We start from the raw sequence: 22,376 nt of genomic DNA, 5'->3' as shown, positions 1-22,376 counted from the left end.
CTTCTCCCACCTGCGGGAGAAGGAAGGGGCGGACACGATCTTGTGCCCGCGTGGAATGTAGATCCCCGGGCGCAACATACCCACTCAACAAAATTTCAGGTGAATCATGAACACAAACATACTCGCACCGACGGCCATCGTTACATCTGCAGCAGCCCAGCAGCAAGTGAAATACAACACCAAAGAAATCCAGGAGATGGATTCCGCCCATTATCTGCATCCATTTACCGATTTCAAGGATCTGGCCAGCCGTGGCGCCCGCGTGATGGTCAAGGGCGAGGGGATCTATCTCTGGGATTCCGAAGGCAAGCGCGTTCTGGACGGTATGTCCGGCCTGTGGTGCGTCAACGTCGGTTACGGCCGCAAGCGTATCTCGGACGCGGTCTATGCCCAGATGCAGCAACTGCCTTTCTATAACAGCTTCTTCAACACCACCAACATCCCGGCGGTGGAGCTGGCCAAGACACTGGTCGAAATCGCGCCGGCCCAGTTTAATCATGTCTTTTTCACCGGCTCCGGTTCGGAAGGCAATGACACCAACATCCGCATGGTGCGCCGTTACTGGGACCTGCTGGGCTACAAAGACCGTCATGTGATCATCAGCCGCCACAATGCCTACCACGGCAGCACGATGGCAGGCGCCTCGTTGGGCGGCATGTCCGGCATGCACGAGCAGGGCGGTCTGCCGATTCCCGGCATCGAACACATCGGCCAGCCGTACTACCTGGAAGGCGGCAAGGGCATGACGCCGGAAGAATTCGGCCTGAAAGCGGCGTCCTGGCTGGAAGACAAGATCCTTGAAGTCGGTCCGGACAAGGTCGCTGCCTTCATCGGCGAGCCGGTGCAGGGCGCCGGCGGCGTGATCATCCCGCCATCGACTTACTGGCCCGAGATCCAGCGCATCTGCGACAAATACGGCATCTTGCTGATCGCCGACGAAGTCATTTGCGGTTTCGGCCGTCTGGGTTACTGGTTCGGTTCGGAACGCTTCGGCATCAGGCCGGATCTGATGACCTTTGCCAAGGGCGTGACTTCAGGCTATATCCCGCTGGGCGGCGTGATGGTGGGCGATCGCGTGGCCAAGGTGCTGATCGAGAAGGGCGGCGATTTCAATCATGGCTTCACTTATTCGGGCCATCCGGTTGCCTGTGCCGCAGCGCTGGAAAATATCCGCATCATTCGCGAAGAAAAACTGGTCGATCAAGTCCGCGAAGAAACCGGCCCTTATCTGAAGCAGCAATTCGAGGCACTGGCCGATCATCCGCTGGTTGGCATGGCGGAGGCTTGCGGCTTTGTCGCCGGGCTGGTTCTGGTCAAGGAAAAGGGCGCGACCATATTTGATGCGGTTTCCTTCCCCGAAGATGTGGGTGTCGGCATGGTGTGTCGCGGTCACATGTTCAACAACGGCATGATCATGCGCGCAGTAGGTGACCGCATGATCATTGCGCCGCCGCTGGTGATGACACGGGCCCAGATCGACGAGATGGTTGCATTGATCCGGTTCTGCCTGGATCAGACCCTGGCAGATTTGAAGCAGCGCGGTTGCCTGTAAAAATCAGTCGGTAGATAGGTCGTCCGATAAAAGCGATGGGGAAAAATTGCCAATGTCGGCATGAATCGATAGCATCACTCTTGTTCAAGCGCTATGGCACGGTGGCTCAACGAATAAGGCGTAAGAGTGATGTTGATGCTGAGGGTACTTTCATTTTGAAACAACAGGAGGAGATAATGATGGCAGCAACGATGTGGAATCGACATTTAAGTAAATGTATCGGATCCGGCCTGACGAAGATGGTCGGGATGACGGCACTGGCACTGGCAGCACTGGCAGCGGCTCCGGCAATGGCAGAGGAAGAAAAAGTCCTCAATATCTACAACTGGTCGGACTATATTGCTGACGACACCATCAAGAATTTCGAGCAGGAGACCGGCATCAAGGTCCGCTATGACAATTTCGACAGCAACGAGATATTGCATGCGAAGCTGGTTGCCGGCAGAACCGGTTACGATCTCGTGGTTCCGAGTTCAAACTGGGCAAAAATGCAACTCGAGGGCGGACTCTTGCGCAAGCTCGACAAGAGCAAGCTGCCGAATCTGGTCAATCTCGATTCTGCATTGCAGGCACAAATTGCCAAAATCGATCCCCATAACGATCATTTAGTCGCTTGGTTGTGGGGGTATACAACGGTCGGCATCAACGTCGATAAAGTCAAGCACGCCCTGGGCGACCTGCCGATGCCGGAAAATGCCTGGGATCTGGTGTTCGATACCAAGTATGTCTCCAGACTGAAATCCTGCGGCGTCTCGGTTCTCGATGCGCCGTCCGAAGTTCTCCCTCCCGCCCTGCATTATCTCGGCAAGCCCGCATATTCAAAGAGCAGCACCGATTACCAGGAAGCAGGGCAGTTGCTGAAAAAAATCCGCCCTTACGTGACCTTGTTCAGCTCCTCCGGCTATATCAACGATATGGCCAACGGTTCGGTCTGCCTGGCACTGGGCTGGTCAGGCGACCTGAATATCGCAAAGCGGCGTGCAATGGATGCAAAAAAAGGCGTGAAGATCGAAGTCCTGATTCCCAAAACCGGCGCTACCTTGTTCTTTGACACGATGGCCATTCCGAGCGATGCCGCGCATCCGGACAATGCGCTCAAGTTCATGAACTACATCATGCGTCCCGAAGTCGATGCATCGCTGACCAACAAGGTGTTTTACGCCAACCCGAACGCGGCCAGCCTGAAATTCGTCAAGAAAGAGATTGCCGACAATAAAACGGTATTCCTGTCTGCCGACGACTTGAAGAAGATGATTGCGCCTGACTCCGTGAATACGGATATCCGCAGGGCCATGACACGCATCTTCACCCAGTTCAAATCGGGGCTCTGATGACTGGCTGTCGGCATGCCCTCTTGTCGGGCATGCCGACCAGGTTAATTAAAAATAGGATTTACGCAAAACATGCATGTCACTGTGCAGGAGGCGGGTCGGACCATGTTCGCTCCCGAAGCACTACTGCATGCGCTGATGCTTTGCGTAAGTTCTAAAAACTGAAACCATGGTTTTAGATTCATCCACTTTTTATAGTAAGAATTCTGTCATGACGACTGATAAGAACGTCTCGGTAGTACCCGCGCCCGGCGATGAGAAGCCTTTCCTGTCGATCCGCAATCTGGTCAAGGAGTTCGACGGTGTGCGCGCAGTGGACGATGTTTCCATCGCCATCAAGAAAGGCGAGATTTTTGCTCTGCTGGGCAGTTCCGGCTGCGGCAAATCGACCTTGTTGCGGATGCTGGCCGGATTCGAAGCACCGACTTCCGGGCAGATCCTGCTGAACGAGCAGAATATCGTGGGCGTGCCGCCGTATCACCGGCCGATCAACATGATGTTCCAGTCCTATGCACTGTTTCCGCATCTGAGCGTCTGGGACAATATCGCATTCGGCCTGCGCCGCGACGGCATGTCCGAGGATGAGGTCGGCGAGCGGGTCGACAGGATGCTCGGCCTGGTCCAGCTGAAAGCCTATGGCAGACGCAAGCCGCATCAATTGTCCGGCGGCCAGCAGCAGCGCGTCGCACTGGCGCGCAGCCTGGCCAAGCGGCCGCAACTGCTGCTGCTGGACGAGCCGCTGGGCGCGCTGGACAAGAAGTTGCGCGAGCAAACCCAGCTGGAACTGGTCAACATCATCGAGCAGGTCGGCGTGACTTGCGTGATGGTCACGCATGACCAGGAAGAGGCGATGAACATGGCCTCGCGCATTGCGATCATGAGCGAAGGGCGTATTGCGCAGATTGGCAAGCCCAGAGAAATTTATGAAACGCCGAATTGCCGCTTCGTCGCCGATTTCATCGGCAATGTCAATCTGTTCAACGGCGCAGTGATTGAAGACGAACCGGATCATGTTGTCGTGCAGACGCCTGAATGCAAGCATTTTGTCGGGCACGGCATTACCGGCACCATGGGCATGCCGGTATCGGTCGGCATCCGTCCCGAAAAAATCATTATCAGCTTCGATCCGCCGCAGGACCTGGGCGAGGGTTTGTACAACTGCGTCGAGGGAACACTGGTTGACTGGGCTTATCTGGGCAGTTACACGGTCTATCACGTGAAATTGGCTAGCGGGCTTCTGGTCAAGGCGACCATCGCCAATACCCAGCGTTCTGCCGGACATCAACCCGAGTTCGGTGAAACAGTCTATGCCAGATGGAATCCGGACAACATCGTTGTCCTGACCCGATAAGGACGGATGCCGATATGAAAAAAAATCTGATGTACATGCTGACACTGCGCTGGCTGACCGGCCGCCGCCTTGTCATCGGCGTGCCTTTCGTCTGGTTGTCGCTGATATTTCTGGTGCCATTCCTGATCGTCTTCAAGATCAGCGTGACGGAAATGCTCAGTCCGGTTGACCCGTTCGGCAACTTGCTGAGTTACGTCGATGGTTTCGTGACGCTCAAGATCAAGATATCCAACTATATCTTCATCGCCCAGGACGATCTGTACCTGCTCACCTACCTGAACTCCCTGAAGTTTGCGGTCATCACCATGCTGTTGTGCCTGGTCATCGGATATCCGTTCGCGTACTTCATGGCCCGCGCCAGGCCGACCCTGCGTCCGACGTTGCTGATGCTGGTCATGCTGCCGTTCTGGACCTCTTTCCTGCTGCGCATTTATGCATGGAAAGGTATTTTGGCGACCAACGGCCTGTTGAATCAATTGCTGCTTTCATTGGGCCTGATTGATGCGCCGTTGCAGATGATGCATACGTCTTTTTCCTTGGTGCTCGGGATGGTGTATGCCTATCTGCCGTTCATGATTTTGCCGCTGTATGCGAATCTGGCGAAGCTGGATATCCGTTTCCTGGAAGCAGCGGCCGATCTGGGAGCGACGCCCTGGCAGGCTTTCTGGCGCATCACGGTTCCTTTGTCGAAATCGGGGATCGTGGCCGGTTCGATGCTGGTGCTGATCCCCTGCATCGGCGAGTTCGTGATTCCTGAACTGTTGGGTGGCCCGGAAACCATGATGATCGGTCGCGTGTTGTGGGATGAGTTTTTCAGTAACAACGATTGGTCGATGGCCTCGGCGGTCACGGTCGTGATGATTTTGCTGATTTTGTTGCCAATGGCTATTTTCAATAAATACCAGGCCAAGCAGGAAGGGGGCGCCATATGAACGGTTATCGCTGGTTTGGACGGGGTTGGCTGTCGGTCGGTTACCTGTTCCTCTACATTCCGATCATTGTGCTGATCGTGTTCTCTTTCAACAGTTCACGCCAGGACATGGTCTGGAGCGGTTTTTCGACCCAGTGGTACAGCGCCTTGCCACAGGATACCGAAATCATTGCCGGTTTCACGCTGTCTTTGAAAATTGCGGTGCTGACCGCTTTCTCTTCCGTCTTGCTGGGTACGTTTGCCGCGTTCGTGCTGGACCGGTATCGCCAATTCTTTGGCCGCACGCTATTTAGCAGCATGGTCAATGCCCCTCTGGTGATGCCGGAAGTGATCATCGGCCTGTCATTGTTGCTGTTGATGGTGTCGCTGCAAAAACTGTTCGGCGGCCCTGAGCGCGGTCTGGTCACGATCTGGATTGCGCACACGTTGCTGGGCATGGCGTACGCGACGGTCGTGGTCCAGTCCCGCCTGCGCGAGATGAGCAAGTCGCTCGAAGAGGCTGCAATGGATCTTGGATGCAGGCCGCATCAGGTGTTCTTCCTGGTGACCTTGCCCAATATCACGCAGGCGCTGGCATCGGCCTGGCTGCTCACATTCACCTTGTCGCTGGATGACGTCGTGTTGTCGGCATTCCTGTCCGGGCCGGGTTCGTCCACCATGCCGATCGTCATTTTTTCCCGGGCGCGTCTGGGGTTGGATCCGCGCGTCAATGTGGTGGCTGCCCTGACGATTCTGGTGGTGAGTATCGGCGTGATCCTGTCGAGCCTGTATATCGCCCGGGCGGAGCGTTTGCGTCAGAGGCAGATTTCGGCAGCATTCAACGCGGAATCTTAGTAGTACCAGGCAGCAGCATCATTTACCAGTAAAAAAGGGAGATAACATGCAATATAGTATGAAAAAAATCGTGCTTGCCATCGCGATGGCATTTCCGGCCGCGGCATTTGCACAAAGTGCGAAAGACCTCAAAGCGGAATTGGAAGCACTGAAGATCCAGGTCCAACAATTGGAAGCCATGGTTGAAAAAGTGAGCGCCAAGGCCGACATGAATGCGGCTGCCGGCGCTGCCGATAGCGACATGAAGGCCGAGTTCAATCGCGTCAAGCTCAACAGCGAATCAATGAGCGAACAATTGGAGGCAAACGGTTTGAAAGGTCTGAAGGTAACGGGTTACATGGACCCGACCTACATCATGAACCAACGCCAGAATACGTCCAGCTTCGTGTTCATGAAGAATTTCGGCGACCAGAACAGCCATGGCGGACCTGGGTCGAACGCATCGTATGCGTATGACAATGCCTTCCTCGGCTCGGCGCTGATCAGTTTCGAGAAAGAAATGGAAGGCGGCACCAAGTGGCTGCTGGAACTGATGCCGCACAAGAGCGCGGGCGATGGCGGCGGCTATAACAGCAATTCGATCGTCAATCAGGCGTTCGTCACGATTCCCATGGGGTCCGGCAACAAATTCATCGCCGGTCAGGTCGGTTCCTGGCAGGGCTACGAATTCCAGCGTGCCGACATGAAGAAGACCGTCACCGGCAACCTGCTGTTCGACTTCACCGGCCCTACTTTCATGACCGGCGTCGGACTGGATCATCTCGACGGCAAATGGGAAACCAAGGCCATCGTCGGTAACCTGAATAATGGCCGCATCACCGATCATCGCTCGCCCACATTGCACTGGCGGGTGGATTACACGATGGATGAATTCACCGGCATTGGCGCCGCCGGCCTGCATGGCAAGCCGGTCGACGGCACCAGTCTGAATTACGGCGAACTCGATGCTTCCTTCACACGCGGTGACATTACTATGTCGGGACAGATCGAGGCCGGCCAGTTCAAGCGCGGCAGCTTCACCGGCGAAGATACCAACTGGTTCGGCTTGTCGGCGCTGGCAGCCTATAAATTCACCCCCCGTCTGGAAGGCGTGGTCCGTGGCGATTACATCCGCAATGAAAAAAATGGCGGCGGCACGCCTAATCTGACCTTCCCGGAATGCGATCAGTCAACTGGATTTCCGCAGGCCGGTAGTGGAACCCTTTGCGGCGATGCCCGCAATGGTTTCGGTCCGTCGCTGACGGCGATCCAGGCGTTCAATGCCGATCCCAGCGTCGGCCTGAAAGGGACCAACCGCAGCGCATTGACGCTCGGCATGAATTACACGATCAGCAGCAATGCCTTGCTGAAGTTCGAATTGCGCCATGACCATGCCAGTCAGGACGTATTTTATGACGTGAAATCAGGAACTTATAAAAACAACAATACCTTGTTGGGTGTCTCGACCCTGGTCAAATTCTAATCTCAGGCTTGCCACAACGACGGGCGCCTGGCGCCCGTTTTCATTCGCTTTGGAGTAATCATGATGCAAACACAGAAAACCGATTGGCGCGCACAGGCTGCTTCAATGCAATTCGACGGTCGCGCCTTCATCGACGGCCGGCGCGTTGGCGCGCAATCGGGCGCTACCTTCGAGTGCCTGTCGCCGGTGGATGGCCGCAAGCTGGCCGATGCGGCCCGTTGCGATGCGGCCGATGTCGATGCGGCAGTACTGGCCGCGCGCGCGGCCTTCGACGATCGGCGCTGGGCCGGCCTGGCGCCGGCTGCACGCAAACGCACGCTGATCCGGTTTGCCGACCTGATCCTGCAGCATCGCGATGAACTGGCGCTGCTGGAGACGCTGGACATGGGCAAGCCGATCCGGTACAGCCGCAGCGTCGATGTGCCTTCCACCGCCAACTGCATCCGCTGGTACGGCGAAGCGGTGGACAAGATTTATGACGAAATCGCGCCGACCGCCGACACCGCACTGGCGCTGATTACGCGCGAGCCGGTCGGCGTGGTGGCGGCGATCGTGCCCTGGAATTATCCGATGATCATGGCCGCCTGGAAAATCGGCCCGGCGCTGGCAGCCGGCAACAGCGTGGTGCTGAAGCCTTCTGAAAAATCCCCTTTGAGCGCCTTGCGGCTGGCCGAAATCGCGCTGGAAGCCGGCATCCCGGCCGGCGTCTTCAACGTGGTGCCGGGTTACGGCCACGAAGCCGGCAGCGCGCTGGCACTGCACATGGATGTCGATTGCATCGGCTTCACCGGTTCCACCAAGGTCGGCAAGCTGATCATGCAATACGCGGGCCAGTCGAACCTGAAGCGCGCCTGGACCGAGCTGGGCGGCAAGTCGGCCAATATCGTCTGCGCCGATTGCCCGGATCTGGACGCCGCAGTGCGCGCATCGATCGGCGCGATCTACTTCAACCAGGGCGAAAGCTGCAACGCGCCGTCGCGCCTGTTCGTCGAGGAATCGATCAAGGCGCAGTTCCTGGAGAAAGCGGTGGCGATGCTGCCGGGCTTCCAGCCCGGCGACCCGCTGGATGAAAGCACCGTAATGGGCGCGATCGTCGACAGCATCCAGCTCCAGACCGTGCTCGGCTATATCGAATCCGGCCAGGCCGATGGCGCCAGGCTGCTGTCTGGCGGGACCCGGCAGCGCATCGAATCCGGCGGCTATTACGTCGCGCCGACCCTGTTCGACGGCGTAAACAGCAGCATGAAAATCGCCCGGGAGGAAATCTTCGGGCCGGTGCTGTCGGTGATCGGCTTCACTGATCTGGAGCATGCAATCCGCCAGGCCAATGCCACCACGTATGGCTTGCAGGCGGCGGTCTGGACTGCCGACATCAACAAGGCGATACGGACTGCGCGCGCCTTGCGTGCCGGCACCGTGCATGTGAATTCCTACGACGACGACGACATCACGGTGCCGTTCGGCGGCGTCAGGCAATCCGGCAACGGGCGCGACAAGTCGCTGCATGCGCTGGATAAGTACACGGAATTGAAAACCACCTGGATCAAGATTGCCTGATTTGGCCTGCGCGATCTGCCGGTAAGGCAGATCGCGCCTTCAATATACCTGGCATTGTATTTTAATGATGCACAGAAAATATATGCGGTAGTCACACTATTTTCAGTGATACCCCTAGGTAATCGTGCATTTTTCGGGATCTACAGGATGTCGCGCAAGCGGTAATACAGCATGCCCAGCACCAGCGCCGGCATGCGCATCAGCGCGCCGCCGGGGAACGGGCGATGCTTGATGCGCGCCAGCAGGTCGAAGCGCTCGGCCTGGCCGGCGATGGTTTCGGCCACCAGCTTGCCGGCCATGCCGGTCAGCGCCAGGCCATGGCCGGAGAAGCCCTGCAGGTAATACAGGTTGCCGTCGAGCCGGCCGAAATCCGGGGCGCGATTCAGCGTGATATCGACGAAGCCGCCCCAGGTATGCGACAGCGCCAGATCGGACAGTTGCGGGAACACGTCCAGCATCCGCTGCCGCATCGCGGCTTCCAGATTGCGCGGGGTCACGGCGCTGTAGCTGACGCGGCCGCCGAACAGCAGCCGGTGATCGGCGCTCAGGCGGAAATAGTCGAGCACGAAATTGGTATCGCACACTGCCGCCTGCGACGGGATCAGCGCCGCCGCGCGCGCCGCATCTATCGGCTCGGTGGCGGTGATGTAGGTGCCGACCGGCATGATACGCGGCGACAGTTGCGGCGCAATCGCATGGCCGAACTCGTTCAGGTAGACGTTGCCCGCCAGCACCACGAAGTTGCAGGCAACCTCGCCGTGCGCGGTTTTCACCAGCGGCCGGGCGCCGCGCAGCACCTGCGTGACCGGCGCGTTCTCATGGATGACGACGCCGGCCGCGCGCGCCGCAGCGGCCAGCCCGAGGCAGTATTTGAGCGGATGCAGATGACCTGAATTGGGGTCGAAGGCGCCGCTATGGTAGCGCTTGCTGGCGATCCAGTGCGGCATCTGTTGCGGCGGGATTGCTTGTAGCGGATAGCCGTAGTCCTGCTGCAGATGCCGGGCCCAGTCCGCCAGTTCCCGGCCTTTCTTGGGGTTGCGCGCCAGACTCAGGTAGCCGGGCCGGTAATCGCACTCGATCCCGTGGCTGCCGATCCGGTCGCGCAGCAGTTGCAGCCCCTCGACCGTTAGAGTCCAGGCGCGGCGCGCATCGGCGGCCGGCAGCTGGGCCTCGATCGCATCGTCGCTGGCATAGCCGACGATCGCCTGCCCGCCGTTGCGCCCGGATGCGCCCCAGCCGACCTGCTTCGCCTCCAGCACGGTCACCTTGTAGCCGCGTTGCGCCAGCTCCAGCGCCGCCGACAGGCCGGCCAAACCGGCGCCGATCACGCACACATCGGCGCTGCTGCGCCCGGCCAGCGCGGGCGACGCCGCCGCACGGGCGACGCTCGCTTCATAGTAGGAGTCCTGGGTCAGTTCGGTTTCTTTGTTGAGCAGCATTGCATCTCTTTCATGTGCACCGTCAAGCGGGAGCATTCTGCACCGGTCGCAAGCCGGTTTTTATACTGATACGTGTATTTTTATGCAGCCAGTAAGCATAAGCGGGAAGCGCCAATTAATTCAATATACTGCCGCTATTTATCACTTCATCCGGCGCTTGATCTGGCCGCACAGATAGGTCCAGACAAAGGTCGAGGCGGCATTCGCGGTCAGTTCCGCATGGTCGTAGGGCGGCGCGACTTCGACGCAATCCATCCCGCACCAGTTCAGGTCGGCCAGTTCCTCGATGATCGATAGTACCTGCGCCGAAGTCATGCCGCCCGGTTCCGGGGTGCCGGTGCCGGGGGCGAACGCCGGGTCCAGGCAATCGATGTCGAGCGTCAGGTAGACCGGCGGATTGCCGGCCTGCGCCATGCGGGCGCGGATTTCATCCAGCACCGGGGCCAGCTGGGCCGGGCTTTCCAGTCCGCGCAACTCGCGCGCGGTGAAGACCCGGCCGCCGACCGTATTCACGTACTCGCGCGCATCGCGCGTGCCGGACGAGCGGATGCCGATCTGGATCGCAGCCTGCGGCAGCAGCAAGCCCTCCTGCAGCGCCTCGTAGACCCAGGTGCCGTGGCCCGACGGCTCGCCGAAATGGTCGGTCCAGGTGTCGCAATGGGCATCGAAATGCACTATCGCCACCGGTCCGCCATGCACCGCATTGAGCGCGCGCAACAGCGGCAGCGTGACCGAATGGTCGCCGCCCAGCCACAGCATGTGATGATGTTTGAACAGATCGGTCGCCTGCGGCATCAGCGCCTCGCGCATCGCGCCAATGCCGGTATTGGGCAGCAGCAAATCGCCGGCGTCGCACAGATAGCCGTGCGGTGCGGTGTCGAAATGCGGGTGAGTCGCATCGCACAGCATCTGCGACGCCAGCCGGATCGCCTGCGGCCCGAAACGCGCGCCGGGACGGTTGGTCACCGCACCGTCAAAGGTCAGCCCGGCCAGCGCAAACGGCAGGTCCGGCGCGGCGGCGCGGCCGGGCGCGTTGACGTAGGTGCCGCTGGAACGGTAAGCGAATTCATGGTTGACCATAGGTCGACTCCGAAATTGAGGTTGGTTGGGGATAGCGGATTGATTTCCTTATTGTGCATGCAAAAATGGCCCTAAAAAAGGTCCAATTAAGCAATAATTTCAGGGGCCATTTTGCAATGTCAATCGATTCTCCGTGTCCGGAAAAAATGGAGCGGCCCTGCCTGCCCATGCGCGCTCAGTAAACCGGTAACATCAATCTCGCGTCAGTTTATTCAACACGACAGTGCGAGGTGCAAAATGAAGACAGGCAAGCAGGTGCTCCATATTCTGCTCGCGGCATGGGTCGGGATGGCGGCTGCGCAAGCGGCACAGACCCAGTCCGAGATTTCCAGCTTCGCGTTCGTGCAGGAGGATGGCTCGCTGAAAGTCGCCGGCTACCTGATTCGCCTCTACGGCATTTACATTCCGCCGACGCAGCAGATCTGCTACACCTTCATCAACCCCGCGCCGTGCGGGCCAAGGGCGTCACTGGCGCTGGAATTCAAGATCTCGGGCGATTTCGTGCACTGCATCCCCTGGGCGAACAATCCCGACGGCAGCATCACCGCCAGCTGCAGCTCCGGGAATGAAGACCTGAGCCTATGGATGCTCCAAAGCGGATGGGCAGTTGCGCTGCCGGATGCACCGGTCGAATACTGGGCGCTGGAAAAAATCGCCCGCGCCAAGGGGATCGGCATCTGGGGAATTCCGGTTGACGTCATCCCGCGTCGGCGATGAGCAGGGACGGCAAGGTGCAAGGGACGCGGGCGCCGCGCGCATGCGTTTGCTGCCGGTCAACTGTAGAATTCCCTGACATTCAAGCAAGGACATCCATGCGGCTGCGATCGCTTAACTGCATGGCCGGCAGCATTCAGCGCCAAGGCCGGCTTGGAATTCGCTCATAATGGCGGGTGTAGGCAATAGATTCGAATCAGGCGCGCATATTCGCTGGAAGTTTGAAAAACTGGGGTATGTTTTTTTTCAATTGCCCATCGTGATGGGCAGCACGCAGCAAAACCGCATCGCCGCCAACCATGAAACCCGAACATCTGCAGTTGCTGGTCACCCGTGAAATGCCCTACGGAAAGTACAAAGGCCGCCTGATCGCCGACCTGCCCGGCCATTACCTCGGCTGGTTCGCGCGCGAAGGCTTCCCGAAAGGCGAACTCGGCAGCCTGATCGCGCTGATGTACGAACTCGACCACAACGCGCTCACGCATCTGCTCGATCCGCTGCGGAATCGCTGAATCGCCGCCGCAGTTTTGTCGGCGGATCGACCGGGCCAAGCGACAATTATTCGATTTCTGCGCCAAGCCAGTATTTGCGCCGCTGAGCCGCCAACCGCGCGTGCAAGACTGCCGAAATCCGCAAGTTGAATCGTCTTCGGACAGACACGCAGTATACTGCTTCCTTTTTTAAGGCGATCGCCTTACTCCACAAGGACAACATCATGAGTGCTTTACCTCCATGCCCAAAATGCAATTCCAATTTTACGTACGAGGACGGCGGCCTGTATATTTGCCCCGAGTGCGCCCATGAATGGAATGTGCACGCCGGCGCCGAGCAGGCTGAGGAAGGCAGCAAGATCTACCGCGACTCAGCCGGCAACGTGTTGCAGGACGGCGATACCGTCACGGTAATCAAGGATTTGAAGCTGAAAGGTTCGGCCGGGACCGTCAAGATGGGCACCAAGGTCAAGAATATTCGCCTGGTCGACAGCGACCACGACATCGACTGCAAGATCGATGGCTTTGGGGCCATGAGCCTGAAATCGGAGTTCGTTAAGAAAGTGTGATTTTGCCGGCCTGTGGCTAATTCTTCCGGAACTGGCCAGGCCCAATCGCTTGCCTGAGGCCAGACTGCCGAATGCCTTTTTGCCGGTTGGAAGATAGCCGCAATCGGATTTTGGGGCAGGATGACGGCTTTGCAGGATCGTCCGGAGCGGTCCTTGCGCTGCATGGCAGACGGTCAAATATCCCCGCATCGCATCACCCTGTTGGCTGCAGCCCTTCGCCTGCTTTTCCAATGTCATCGCCTGACTGTGTACGCCAGCGTACAGACCGCGAGATCTGCAACACGGATACTCCTTTTCAAGGTGTCAATATTTTCCAGAAGAGCGTCAAATTTCGACATCGAAAGCGGTTTCATCCCGTCTTGCGCCATGCGTCGGGCCGGGTTGGGAGCCGCATGCGCAACATCATTCAGAAGAGGAAAAATCATGCTTTACACCATCGCCGTCGTTTTGGTCATCCTGTGGCTGCTCGGCCTCGTTACCTCCACCACCCTCGGTGGCTTCATCCATATTCTGCTGGTGATTGCCGTGGTCATGATATTGCTGCGCCTGATCAGCGGCCGCGGCATCTAGTGTGGTGTTGCGCGCTATCAGGCGCGCCGCATGCATCACCAATCAAGATCACTAACCAAGGGAACACATAATGAAAAAATACCTCACCATCGCAGCCAGCTTGATTGCCGGCACTACTCTCATGCTCGCGGCCGTCCCTGGCGTTGCGGCAACCGTCGACATCAATGTGGTGGTTCCGGGCGTCTTTGTGCAGCCCCGACCGGTCTATATCCAGCCGCAGTACGAAAATGACTGGCGTGAACGGCAATTGCGCGCCCTGGAATGGCGCGACAACCCGCGCAATCATGGGCAAGCCGTAAGCGCTGCCGCCCATGAGCGCAACGATGCACGCAACGCATGGCGCGGCAAGCATCATCGCAAGAACAAGCACGACCATTGAGTTTTTTGAAAGCCTTGCGCAGTTGCGGCAAGGCTTTTTAGCCGGCGCCTTGCAGCGGTTTAAAATCCAAAGCAAGGTCCAGCAGCCCGGCAAAGAGAATGCCCCGCAAGCGGGGCATTCTCTTTGCTGCAACCACTGCCAGCGTGCTTCAGCGCCTGATCTGATTGCCGATCACGCCGCCCACTGCCGCGCCGCCGACGGTGCCGATTGCGCTGCCGCCGGTCAATACCGCGCCCAGCACGCCGCCGGCGCCGGCGCCGACTGCCGTATTTTTATCTTGCGTCGACATGCCGGCGCATGCCGTCAAGCCAAGCACGCAGGCGATCAGTGCCGTCTTTGTTGCCAATTTTTTCATCGTATTCATCTAGTGTGCCTTTTTGGGTTAAACATGCTGCAGCAAAACCGGAGTGCAGCGGCCAGCGCTGCACTCCCGGTCTGGCGCGGTGCGCGCCAGGGCCGGAATTACTTCAGGCGCATGTCGTTTTTGACGGATTTCACGCCATTGACGCCGCGCGCGACATTGATGGCAGTCGCGATGTCGTCCTGCGAGCGCACGAAGCCGCTCAACTGGACTGCGCCCTTGAAGGTCTCGACATTGATTTCCGCAACCTTCAGGGTCGGTTCGTTGAAGATCGCCGCCTTGACAGCGGTAGTGATCACGGTGTCGTCGACGTATTGGCCGGTGCTTTCCTGTTTATTGGTCGAGGCGCAGCCGACAACGGTGGTCAGCATGAGGGCGGCGATCAGTGTGGATGCGATTTTGAGGTTTTTCATTGTGGGACTCCCGGGTTGGTGATTGATGCTCTTATCCTGGCGCCCCGTCGCTGCAGGATGCAGATGCAGGGCGATCTGTTTCACGGCGTTGCAGCGTGCTGGTGCGGCAACTGGTGAATCTTGTTTCGCCCCGCGCAGGCAATGCGGTCTGTCGTGCGGCGATGCGATGAGGCAAGATTACGCAGTCCATGGATTCCAGTCTGTACGCCAGCGTACACAGCGCCGCGGATCTGTTCAGCCCTCCTATGTACGCTAGCGCACAGACCCGGCGCGACCGGCGCTCTATGGTCGCAAGGAGAACAAGTCGCAAGGAGAACGGAGCGGCGTGGTACCTTGTTGGAAGCCGCATTCGTTCGGATGTTTTCTTATGCTTCAACCGACTCTTTACTGGAAGCAGGAACCCTGACATGTCCAGTCCCCACGATCCGAACCGGAACCACCTTCTGGCAGCCTTGCTCGATGCTGAATTCGACCGCCTGGCACCGCATCTGGAATTGATTCCGATGCTGCTCGGCGACGTACTCTACGAGTCCGGCGGCAAGTTGCAGCACGTGTATTTTCCGACCACATCGATCGTCTCGCTGCAATACGTGCTGGAAAACGGCGGCTCGTCCGAAATCGCCGGCGTCGGCAATGAGGGCGTATTGGGGATTTCCCTCTTCATGGGCGGCGACACCACGCCCAGCCGCGCGGTGGTGCAGACCGGCGGCCACGGCTACCGCCTCAAGTCCCACATCCTGATGGAGGAATTCAATCGGGCCGGGCCGGTATTGCGCCTGCTGCTGCGCTACACCCAGGCGCTGCTGACGCAGATGTCGCAGACTGCGGTGTGCAACCGCCATCATTCGGTGGAGCAGCAGTTGTGCCGCTGGCTGCTGCTGACGCTGGATCGCCTGCCGTCGAACGAGCTGACGATGACGCAGGAATTGATCGCCAACATGCTGGGTGTGCGGCGCGAGGGTGTCACCGAGGCCGCCGGCAAATTGCAGGGGCAGGGCTTCATCCGCTACCGGCGCGGCCACATCACGGTGCTCGACCGAACCGGGCTGGAAGCTAACGTCTGCGAATGTTACGACGTCGTCAAAAAGGAGTTCGCCCGCCTGCTGTCGGATGTGCGGCAGCGCCAAGGCGGCCTGACGGCGCCGCCGCAGAGGTGACGGCGCAGCACCCGGCCCGGCGCTGCAGATTGTGCGGCGGCCCTTTTTGCAACTTGTTTTGTAGCGTAACCACTGTCTGAAATCATGCAAAAAATGGAAAAACCCCCGCTCATGCAAGCAGCCCAGCAGTCTTTACTGAAGGCGGGAGCCTTGCAGGATGCGATTTTCAACAGCGCCAATTTTTCCTGCATCGCCACCGATGCCCAGGGCGTGATCCAGATTTTCAACGTCGGCGCCGAACGCATGCTCGGCTACCAGGCGGCGGATGTGGTCGACAAGATCACCCCGGCCGGGATTTCGGATGCGCAGGAAGTGGTCGCGCGGGCAGCGGCCCTGAGCCTGGAACTGGATACGCCGATCACGCCCGGCTTCGCGGCGCTGGTGTTCAAGGCTTCGCGCGGCATCGAGGATATTTACGAGCTGACCTATATCCGCAAGGATGGCAGCCGCTTTCCGGCCATCGTGTCGGTGACAGCGTTGCGCGATGCGCAGGACAAGGTGATCGGCTACCTGCTGATCGGCACCGACAACACCGCGCGCAAGCAGGTTGAAGAGGAGCAGGCACGGCTCAACCAGCGCTTGCGCGACCAGCAGCAAGCGCTGCAGGAAACCAATATTGCACTGGAGCATGCGAAGGCGGTTGCGGAAAAAGCCAACCTGGCGAAATCGGAATTCCTGTCCAGCATGAGCCACGAATTGCGCACGCCGCTCAATGCGGTGCTCGGGTTCGCGCAGCTGATGGAATCCGAAACGCCGGCACCGACGCCGGCGCAGAAACTGTCGATCGAGCAGATCTTGCAAGCCGGCTGGTATCTGCTGCGCCTGATCAATGAAATCCTGGATCTGGCCATGATCGAATCGGGCAAGGTGACGATGTCGCAAGAGTCGATGTCGCTCACCGACGTGCTGCAGGATTGCCAGGCCATGATCGAGCCGCAGGCGCACAAGCGCCGGATACGGATGACCTTCCCTGCGTTCGAGAACCTGTTCTATGTCCACGCCGACCGGACCCGGGTCAAGCAGGTGATGATCAACCTGCTGTCGAATGCGATCAAATACAACCGGGACGGCGGCACGGTGGTGGTTGAATGCAGGATGGGCGGCGACAACCGGGTGCGCGTCAGCGTCACCGATACCGGCGCCGGGCTGGCGCCGGAACAGCTGGCGCAACTGTTCCAGCCGTTCAACCGGCTCGGGCAGGAGACCAGCGGCGAAGAAGGCACCGGCATCGGCCTGGTCGTCACCAAGCAATTGGTCGAATTGATGGGCGGCGTCATCGGCTTCGACAGCAGTGTCGGCACCGGCAGCGTGTTTTGGGTCGAACTGCCGGCGTCGAGCGCGCCGGAACTGGTGTTTGGCAGCGGCGCCGCTGCCGATGCGCAGAGCCCGGCGGCGCCACACGCGGTGGCGCCGCAGCGCACGCTGCTGTATGTCGAGGACAATCCGGCCAACATGGCGCTGGTCGAGCAATTGATCGCGCGCCGCAGCGACCTGAAATTATTGACGGCCATCGATGCCCACCTGGGCATCGAGCTGGCACGCACCTATCAGCCGGACGTGATCCTGATGGACATCAACCTGCCCGGCATCAGCGGCTATGGCGCCCTGCGCATCTTGCGCGAAGATCCGGCAACCGCCCACATCCCGGTCATGGCGCTGTCGGCCAACGCCGTCCCGCGCGACATCGCCAACGGCCTGGAGGCCGGATTCTTCCGTTACCTGACCAAGCCGATCAAGGTCAGCGAATTCATGGATGCGCTGGATGTCGCATTGCATTTTGCGGCGGAAAACGGCCTGCCGGGCGCGCCGGAATCAGGAGCGTTCCGATGAGGCGCCCTGCAAGCCCCTTTGAATTTCATGAAAATTCATGGGTATGTGCATTTTCATGCCGATTTTCGCAGGTGTTTATTGCGATTGAAAATATACCAATGCCAGTAATTGATATGATCCGACGCCTGCACCGGCTTGGCAACCTGCTTTTTTGCGCCTCACCACCACCCTGTATTCCGGCCTTGCGCGCTGTGCCCGGGCTTTTCATGCCGGATGCGCACGGCATCGCTGGCTGACAGATGGACCAATTTTCTGGAAAGAATGCAATGCTTGAAGCCTCCGAGATACTCAACGCCAGCATCCTGATCGTCGACGATCAGAAAGCCAATGTCTTGCTGCTGGAGCACATGCTGCGCAACGCAGGTTACCAGCGCATCACCTCGACGATGGACCCTACCGCGGTCTGCCCGCTGCATGCGGCGCAGCGCTTTGACCTAATCCTGCTCGATTTGCAGATGCCCGAAATGGATGGGTTCCAGGTCATCGAGGGCTTGAAGGCAATCGAGACCGACGGTTATTTGCCGGTGCTGGTGATCACCGCCCAGCCGGGGCACAAGCTGCGCGCGCTGCAAGCGGGGGCCAAGGACTTCGTCAGCAAACCTTTCGACCTGATCGAAGTCCAGACCCGCATCCACAACATGCTGGAAGTGCGGCTGCTGTACAAGAAATTGGGCAACTACAACAAGGTGCTGGAGCAGACGGTGCAGGAGCGCACGGCCGCATTGCGCGAGAGCGAGGCCCGCTTCAAGAGCTTTACCGAACTGTCGTCGGACTGGTATTGGGAGCAGGACCCGAAAGGGCAATTTACCAAAGTCTCCGGCCCGGTGTTCGAGATGCTCGGCATCGAGGCCGGCGGCACGCCGCAGGCCGCCGAGGCGGCACTGGCAGGGCGCTGGAATGCCGCCGAGCGCGCGCTGCTGGACGCCAATATCGCCGCCCGCCGGCCCTTCCTCGATTTTGTCTACAGCCGCAGCAATGCCGATGGCACGACGCAATATCTGCAGGTCAGCGGGGAGCCGATGTTCGATTCGGCCAGCCGTTTTAGCGGCTATCGCGGGATCGGCATGGACATCACCGAGCGCATGCGCCCGGATCGGGAGCAGCTGCGTTTGCGCAGCGCTATCGATGTGCTGGAGCAGGGCGTGTGCCTGCTGGACCGCGCCAGCATGCGCGTGGTCGGTGCGAACGCGGCGGCGTGCCGCATGTACGGCGGCAGCCGGGACGCGTTGCTGGCCATCGATCCGGCCGATTTCGGCTGCGGCAACAGCGTCCAGCTGGCAGCCATGTTCGATACGCTGATCGCCGGTGCAGCCGAGCCCACCCAGGCCGCCGCACTGCGCCGCAAGGATGGCACGACGCTGGCCGTGACGATGGCCTGGAAGGCGGTGCAGGTGCTGGATAGCTGGATCATGGTCGGCGTCATCGAAGGCCAATAACCACCGACAAACTACCGACCACCGCCGACGGCGCGTCAATGGCTGGCGTGGCCAGCGCGCATGACGGCCGGGCGCTCCGGCCTTCCTTGCCGTGCCCCGGGCCGGGCCTTGCGGCGGTAGGTCTTGCCCGGCGCCGGCGCCACCGGTTTGATCCGTGCCTCCGCCAGCAGCCTGGCGCATTCGCTGTGCTCGCCCGGCCCGGCATTGATCAGGGGAATCAGTGCTGCAATCGGCGTCAAGATGCCCAGCACCATCGCGCCTCCGGCCTTCATTGCCATCACGCCCTTGTCGACGCTGACGCGCGGCTGCTGGAAGCTGCCGCGCACATACAGCGGCGCCCTGAGAGAAAGCACGCGCAAGCCCTTGCTATTGGGCTTGATGGTCAGATCCAGCTTTTCCTGCGCCAGATTGATGCTGCCGCCGACATCGAGAATGGCATCGTCGGTATCGATGATGAAGCTGCGCGTTTGCATCAGGCCGTTGGTCACGCCGAAATCGGCCGCCATGCAATTGAGCTTGACTGGCTTGTCGCCGACCAGGCGGGTAAGGATCACGTTGCCGATATTCAAGCCCATTTCTTCCAGCAGCAGTTTGCTGACCGTGCCCTGGTTGATCAGAGTCTTGATTTCGCCATTCGATGCGCCCAGCAAGCTGGCGATCGAGTTGCCGAGCGCCGACAGCGAAGCGTCGCCATTGATTTCGCCGGCGCTCGCCTGCAACGGCTCCAGGGTGGGAAATAACTGTTTCAGCTTCAGGTGGCGGGCCGTGATTTTCATGCTCGCCTTGATCGCATTTTTGCCGGCCTTGCCGCTGCCGTCGAGCGTGATGTCCGAACGCAGGCTGCCGCCCGCCATGTCGAAATTGAGCGGCTGCAAGGACAGCACGCCGTCTTGCAGGCGCACGCTGGTGGTCAGTTTGTTGATCGGCAATTCCTTCTTGCGGACAATTTTTTCGGCGCTGAACCGGATGTCGGCATCGATGCTGGTCCAGCGCTCGGTCTTGAACGGTTCGGCCGGCAACACCTTGCCGCTTGCCTTGCTGGCATTCGAGTCGGCGCCGATTAGCGGCGCCAGATCGGAGAATTGCAGCACATGCGACACGACCGTCCCGGATAAATGGCCGCGCGGCTGTTTCGATTGATAGTCGAGGCTGCCGCCGATGTCGCTGGAGCCGACCTTGCCGCTGAATTTCTGGTAGCTCCAGCGGCTGCCGTGCCGGCCCAGACTGCCGACCAGGCGGCCTTCGGTCGCAAACGGCGGCGTCTCCGGCAACACCATGCCGGTCAGTGTGTACAGCCGCGCCATGCTGGGGCCGGACAGTTTCAGTCGCATGTCGAGCGCCGCCAGATCGCTCGGCTTGGTGAGGGTGCCTTCGAGCCGGATTGCGCTCTGCCCCATGCGCAGATTGGCCAGGATCGGATACGGCGCGGTTTGGTGCTGCAGCGATAGGACGGCGCCGGCACGGCCATCGCCGCTGACGCTTTCGCCATTGAATTTGCCGTCCAGGCGCCACGCCACGCCATAGGTCGGGTCGGCATCGAGGGTGTCGATGCCGAGCGTCACATCGGCATGCTTGACGGCATCGATCAGATGCATGCTGCCTTGGGTCAAGACGATGCTTTGCAATTCCAGCTGCCAGGGCGACGGCTTGTCGTCGTGCCTGAAGGTCCAGTTGTTGCCGCCGTCGGCAGTGCGCCGCAAGCTGACCACGGGCGCATCGAAACGCAGGACCGGGATCGCGATCTTTTTTTTCAGCAGCGCCAATGGGTTCAGCGAAAAGGCGAGTTGCCGGATCTGCGCCATGTCGGCCGCTGCTGGCGTTGCCATGGCAGCAGGGTTGCCGATGCGCACGTCATGCGCGACCAGATGCGGCCACGGCATCATGCCGCGCCAGCCCGCATCCGCTGCGGCCGGCCCGGCAGCTGGTCTGCTCCAGGTCAGAGACAGGTCGCCTGCGATCGCAAACGGGCGCCCGAGTGCCTCGCTGGTGCGCGCATTGAGCCACGGCCGGGCGCGGTTCCAGTCGACATTCTGCAGCGCCACCAGCGCCAGAGCCGGAATCAGCAGCAGGCCGGTGCCGACGGCCAGCGCGATCTGCGTGCGGCGCTGCAGTTTCATCGCAAAAAGGTGCCGCTGCCAAACAGCCCGACCAGGCCGATCACGATCAGGTAGATCGCCACGATGGTCGACAGCAGGCGTGGAATGACAAGAATCAGTATGCCGGCAACCAGCGATACGATCGGGACCAGGTGCAGGGTGATATTCATGGCGAGTCTCTTCAGAGTTGGGTTGGGGGAAGCGGCAGGCTGCCGCCGGGAGCGTTCTCCAGGCAATCAGATTAACTGAAATTGCCGCAGCCCTGTGTGCGTTAGCGTACCGATCCAGCGGGAAATGCGGCCTATAACGTCATACATCGAGAGCAATACGAGATTCGATTAACCGATCACTGGAGAGCAATAATGACAAAAAATTCAAAACGCTGGTTCACCGTCCTGTGCGCCGCCGCCGTGCTGATGAGCACCGGCTGCAGCAGCCTGAAGACGCCGGCGACCGCTTCTGTGGCGGTGTCCAAGGCGGCGGTTGAAAATGCCTCCGTTGCCGGCGGCGCGGAGTTCGCACCGGTCGAGATGGATTCGGCGCGGGAAAAAATGGCCCTGGCCAATAAGGCGATGGCGGCCAAAAACTACAAGCTGGCCGGCGATTTGGCAGCCCAGGCGCAGGCGGATGCCAAGCTGGCGCAAGGCAAGGCCAATTCGGCCAAGGCGCAAACCGCGGCGGACGCCCTGCAGGACGACATCCGCGTCCTGCGCGAAGAGCTGGACCGCGCCAGCAATTAAGACACATATATTCGCACCACAACCCATACAACATGCGGCCATGCCACTCTTGGCGCCGCTACAACCCAGAGGATTCCATCATG

24 protein-coding genes are annotated in these 22,376 nt (G+C 59.7%); 17 read left to right on the top strand and 7 right to left on the bottom strand.

The window, feature by feature from the left end; all coding sequences use genetic code 11:
• The first annotated feature begins 106 nt into the window (after positions 1–106).
• The 7 genes from HMCN_RS0110180 to HMCN_RS0110150 all read left to right on the top strand — a co-directional run bounded on the left by HMCN_RS0110180 (position 107) and on the right by HMCN_RS0110150 (position 9,018).
• A complete protein-coding gene (locus HMCN_RS0110180; RefSeq protein WP_025917289.1) occupies positions 107–1,552 on the top strand; it encodes an aspartate aminotransferase family protein in 1,446 nt (481 codons plus the stop codon).
• Between the two features lie 248 nt (positions 1,553–1,800).
• A complete protein-coding gene (locus HMCN_RS0110175; protein ID WP_051566885.1) occupies positions 1,801–2,883 on the top strand; it encodes a polyamine ABC transporter substrate-binding protein in 1,083 nt (360 codons plus the stop codon).
• A gap of 211 nt (positions 2,884–3,094) precedes the next feature.
• The gene (locus HMCN_RS0110170) at positions 3,095–4,234 is read left to right on the top strand and encodes an ABC transporter ATP-binding protein (protein WP_025917287.1); all 1,140 of its coding nucleotides are present in this window, start codon (positions 3,095–3,097) and stop codon (positions 4,232–4,234) included.
• A 14-nt stretch (positions 4,235–4,248) separates the two neighbouring features.
• Entirely contained in the window at positions 4,249–5,166 is a 918-nt protein-coding gene (locus HMCN_RS0110165; protein ID WP_025917286.1) for an ABC transporter permease subunit, read from the top strand.
• Positions 5,163–5,999 (top strand): ABC transporter permease, encoded by an 837-nt coding sequence (locus HMCN_RS0110160; RefSeq protein WP_025917285.1) that lies wholly within the window; start codon positions 5,163–5,165, stop codon positions 5,997–5,999. The genes HMCN_RS0110165 and HMCN_RS0110160 overlap by 4 nt, the downstream gene beginning before the upstream one ends.
• A gap of 58 nt (positions 6,000–6,057) precedes the next feature.
• Positions 6,058–7,461, top strand: coding sequence for a DUF3138 family protein (locus HMCN_RS0110155; RefSeq protein ID WP_025917284.1), 1,404 nt, complete (start codon positions 6,058–6,060; stop codon positions 7,459–7,461).
• 63 nt (positions 7,462–7,524) lie between these two features.
• Positions 7,525–9,018, top strand: a complete 1,494-nt coding sequence (locus HMCN_RS0110150; RefSeq protein ID WP_025917283.1) for an aldehyde dehydrogenase — start codon at positions 7,525–7,527, stop codon at positions 9,016–9,018.
• Positions 9,019–9,158: 140 nt separating this feature from the next.
• Here HMCN_RS0110150 and HMCN_RS0110145 read toward each other — a convergent pair whose 3' ends face one another.
• Positions 9,159–10,457, bottom strand: coding sequence for an FAD-binding oxidoreductase (locus HMCN_RS0110145; protein ID WP_025917282.1), 1,299 nt, complete (start codon positions 10,455–10,457; stop codon positions 9,159–9,161).
• 141 nt (positions 10,458–10,598) lie between these two features.
• Positions 10,599–11,537, bottom strand: a complete 939-nt coding sequence (speB, locus tag HMCN_RS0110140) for an agmatinase (protein WP_025917281.1) — start codon at positions 11,535–11,537, stop codon at positions 10,599–10,601.
• A gap of 237 nt (positions 11,538–11,774) precedes the next feature.
• Here speB and HMCN_RS0110135 point away from each other — a divergent pair, with 237 nt between their 5' ends.
• The 3 genes from HMCN_RS0110135 to HMCN_RS0110115 all read left to right on the top strand — a co-directional run bounded on the left by HMCN_RS0110135 (position 11,775) and on the right by HMCN_RS0110115 (position 13,311).
• Positions 11,775–12,254: a thermonuclease family protein gene (locus HMCN_RS0110135; protein WP_025917280.1), complete on the top strand. Its 480-nt coding sequence runs from the start codon at positions 11,775–11,777 to the stop codon at positions 12,252–12,254.
• A gap of 296 nt (positions 12,255–12,550) precedes the next feature.
• Entirely contained in the window at positions 12,551–12,763 is a 213-nt protein-coding gene (locus HMCN_RS0110125; protein ID WP_025917279.1) for a DUF3820 family protein, read from the top strand.
• Between the two features lie 203 nt (positions 12,764–12,966).
• Positions 12,967–13,311, top strand: a complete 345-nt coding sequence (locus HMCN_RS0110115; protein ID WP_025917278.1) for a zinc ribbon domain-containing protein YjdM — start codon at positions 12,967–12,969, stop codon at positions 13,309–13,311.
• Between the two features lie 233 nt (positions 13,312–13,544).
• Here HMCN_RS0110115 and HMCN_RS19830 read toward each other — a convergent pair whose 3' ends face one another.
• Positions 13,545–13,736, bottom strand: a complete 192-nt coding sequence (locus tag HMCN_RS19830; protein WP_025917277.1) for a hypothetical protein — start codon at positions 13,734–13,736, stop codon at positions 13,545–13,547.
• Here HMCN_RS19830 and HMCN_RS19255 point away from each other — a divergent pair.
• Positions 13,735–13,881 (top strand): lmo0937 family membrane protein, encoded by a 147-nt coding sequence (locus tag HMCN_RS19255; protein WP_155837524.1) that lies wholly within the window; start codon positions 13,735–13,737, stop codon positions 13,879–13,881. The two genes, HMCN_RS19830 and HMCN_RS19255, sit on opposite strands and share 2 nt — an antisense overlap.
• Positions 13,882–13,951: 70 nt before the next feature.
• Positions 13,952–14,260 (top strand): hypothetical protein, encoded by a 309-nt coding sequence (locus HMCN_RS19825; RefSeq protein ID WP_025917276.1) that lies wholly within the window; start codon positions 13,952–13,954, stop codon positions 14,258–14,260.
• Between the two features lie 148 nt (positions 14,261–14,408).
• On the opposite strand, the gene HMCN_RS0110090 is transcribed toward HMCN_RS19825, so the two are convergent.
• Together HMCN_RS0110090 and HMCN_RS0110085 are read right to left on the bottom strand one after the other, a co-directional pair.
• Positions 14,409–14,624, bottom strand: a complete 216-nt coding sequence (locus HMCN_RS0110090) for a glycine zipper 2TM domain-containing protein (RefSeq protein ID WP_025917275.1) — start codon at positions 14,622–14,624, stop codon at positions 14,409–14,411.
• A gap of 98 nt (positions 14,625–14,722) precedes the next feature.
• The gene (locus HMCN_RS0110085; protein ID WP_025917274.1) at positions 14,723–15,034 is read right to left on the bottom strand and encodes a BON domain-containing protein; all 312 of its coding nucleotides are present in this window, start codon (positions 15,032–15,034) and stop codon (positions 14,723–14,725) included.
• 407 nt (positions 15,035–15,441) lie between these two features.
• Between HMCN_RS0110085 and HMCN_RS0110080 the strand changes: the two genes are divergently transcribed.
• From HMCN_RS0110080 to HMCN_RS17585, 4 genes are all read left to right on the top strand, one after another.
• Complete coding sequence (locus tag HMCN_RS0110080) at positions 15,442–16,191, top strand: Crp/Fnr family transcriptional regulator (protein WP_025917273.1); 750 nt, start codon at positions 15,442–15,444, stop codon at positions 16,189–16,191.
• Between the two features lie 111 nt (positions 16,192–16,302).
• Positions 16,303–18,021, top strand: a complete 1,719-nt coding sequence (locus HMCN_RS0110075; RefSeq protein WP_025917272.1) for an ATP-binding protein — start codon at positions 16,303–16,305, stop codon at positions 18,019–18,021.
• Positions 18,018–18,257 carry a hypothetical protein gene (locus tag HMCN_RS19245; protein ID WP_155837522.1) on the top strand — a complete coding sequence of 80 codons (240 nt, stop codon included), beginning with the start codon at positions 18,018–18,020 and terminating at the stop codon, positions 18,255–18,257. Before HMCN_RS0110075 ends, HMCN_RS19245 begins: the two co-directional genes overlap by 4 nt.
• Positions 18,258–18,287: 30 nt before the next feature.
• Positions 18,288–19,457 (top strand): response regulator, encoded by a 1,170-nt coding sequence (locus HMCN_RS17585; protein WP_025917271.1) that lies wholly within the window; start codon positions 18,288–18,290, stop codon positions 19,455–19,457.
• A gap of 35 nt (positions 19,458–19,492) precedes the next feature.
• Here HMCN_RS17585 and HMCN_RS0110065 read toward each other — a convergent pair whose 3' ends face one another.
• Positions 19,493–21,574 (bottom strand): AsmA family protein, encoded by a 2,082-nt coding sequence (locus HMCN_RS0110065; RefSeq protein WP_025917270.1) that lies wholly within the window; start codon positions 21,572–21,574, stop codon positions 19,493–19,495.
• Positions 21,571–21,723, bottom strand: a complete 153-nt coding sequence (locus HMCN_RS18655) for a DUF3096 domain-containing protein (RefSeq protein ID WP_081801470.1) — start codon at positions 21,721–21,723, stop codon at positions 21,571–21,573. Before HMCN_RS18655 ends, HMCN_RS0110065 begins: the two co-directional genes overlap by 4 nt.
• A gap of 192 nt (positions 21,724–21,915) precedes the next feature.
• Here HMCN_RS18655 and HMCN_RS0110055 point away from each other — a divergent pair, with 192 nt between their 5' ends.
• The gene (locus HMCN_RS0110055; protein WP_025917269.1) at positions 21,916–22,293 is read left to right on the top strand and encodes a DUF4398 domain-containing protein; all 378 of its coding nucleotides are present in this window, start codon (positions 21,916–21,918) and stop codon (positions 22,291–22,293) included.
• The last annotated feature ends 83 nt before the right edge of the window (positions 22,294–22,376 follow it).

Source organism: Herminiimonas sp. CN (genome assembly GCF_000622895.1).
GTDB lineage: Bacteria > Pseudomonadota > Gammaproteobacteria > Burkholderiales > Burkholderiaceae_D > AVCC01.
Note: the sequence above shows the minus strand (reverse complement) of the source record. Positions and strands in the feature narration are given on the sequence as shown.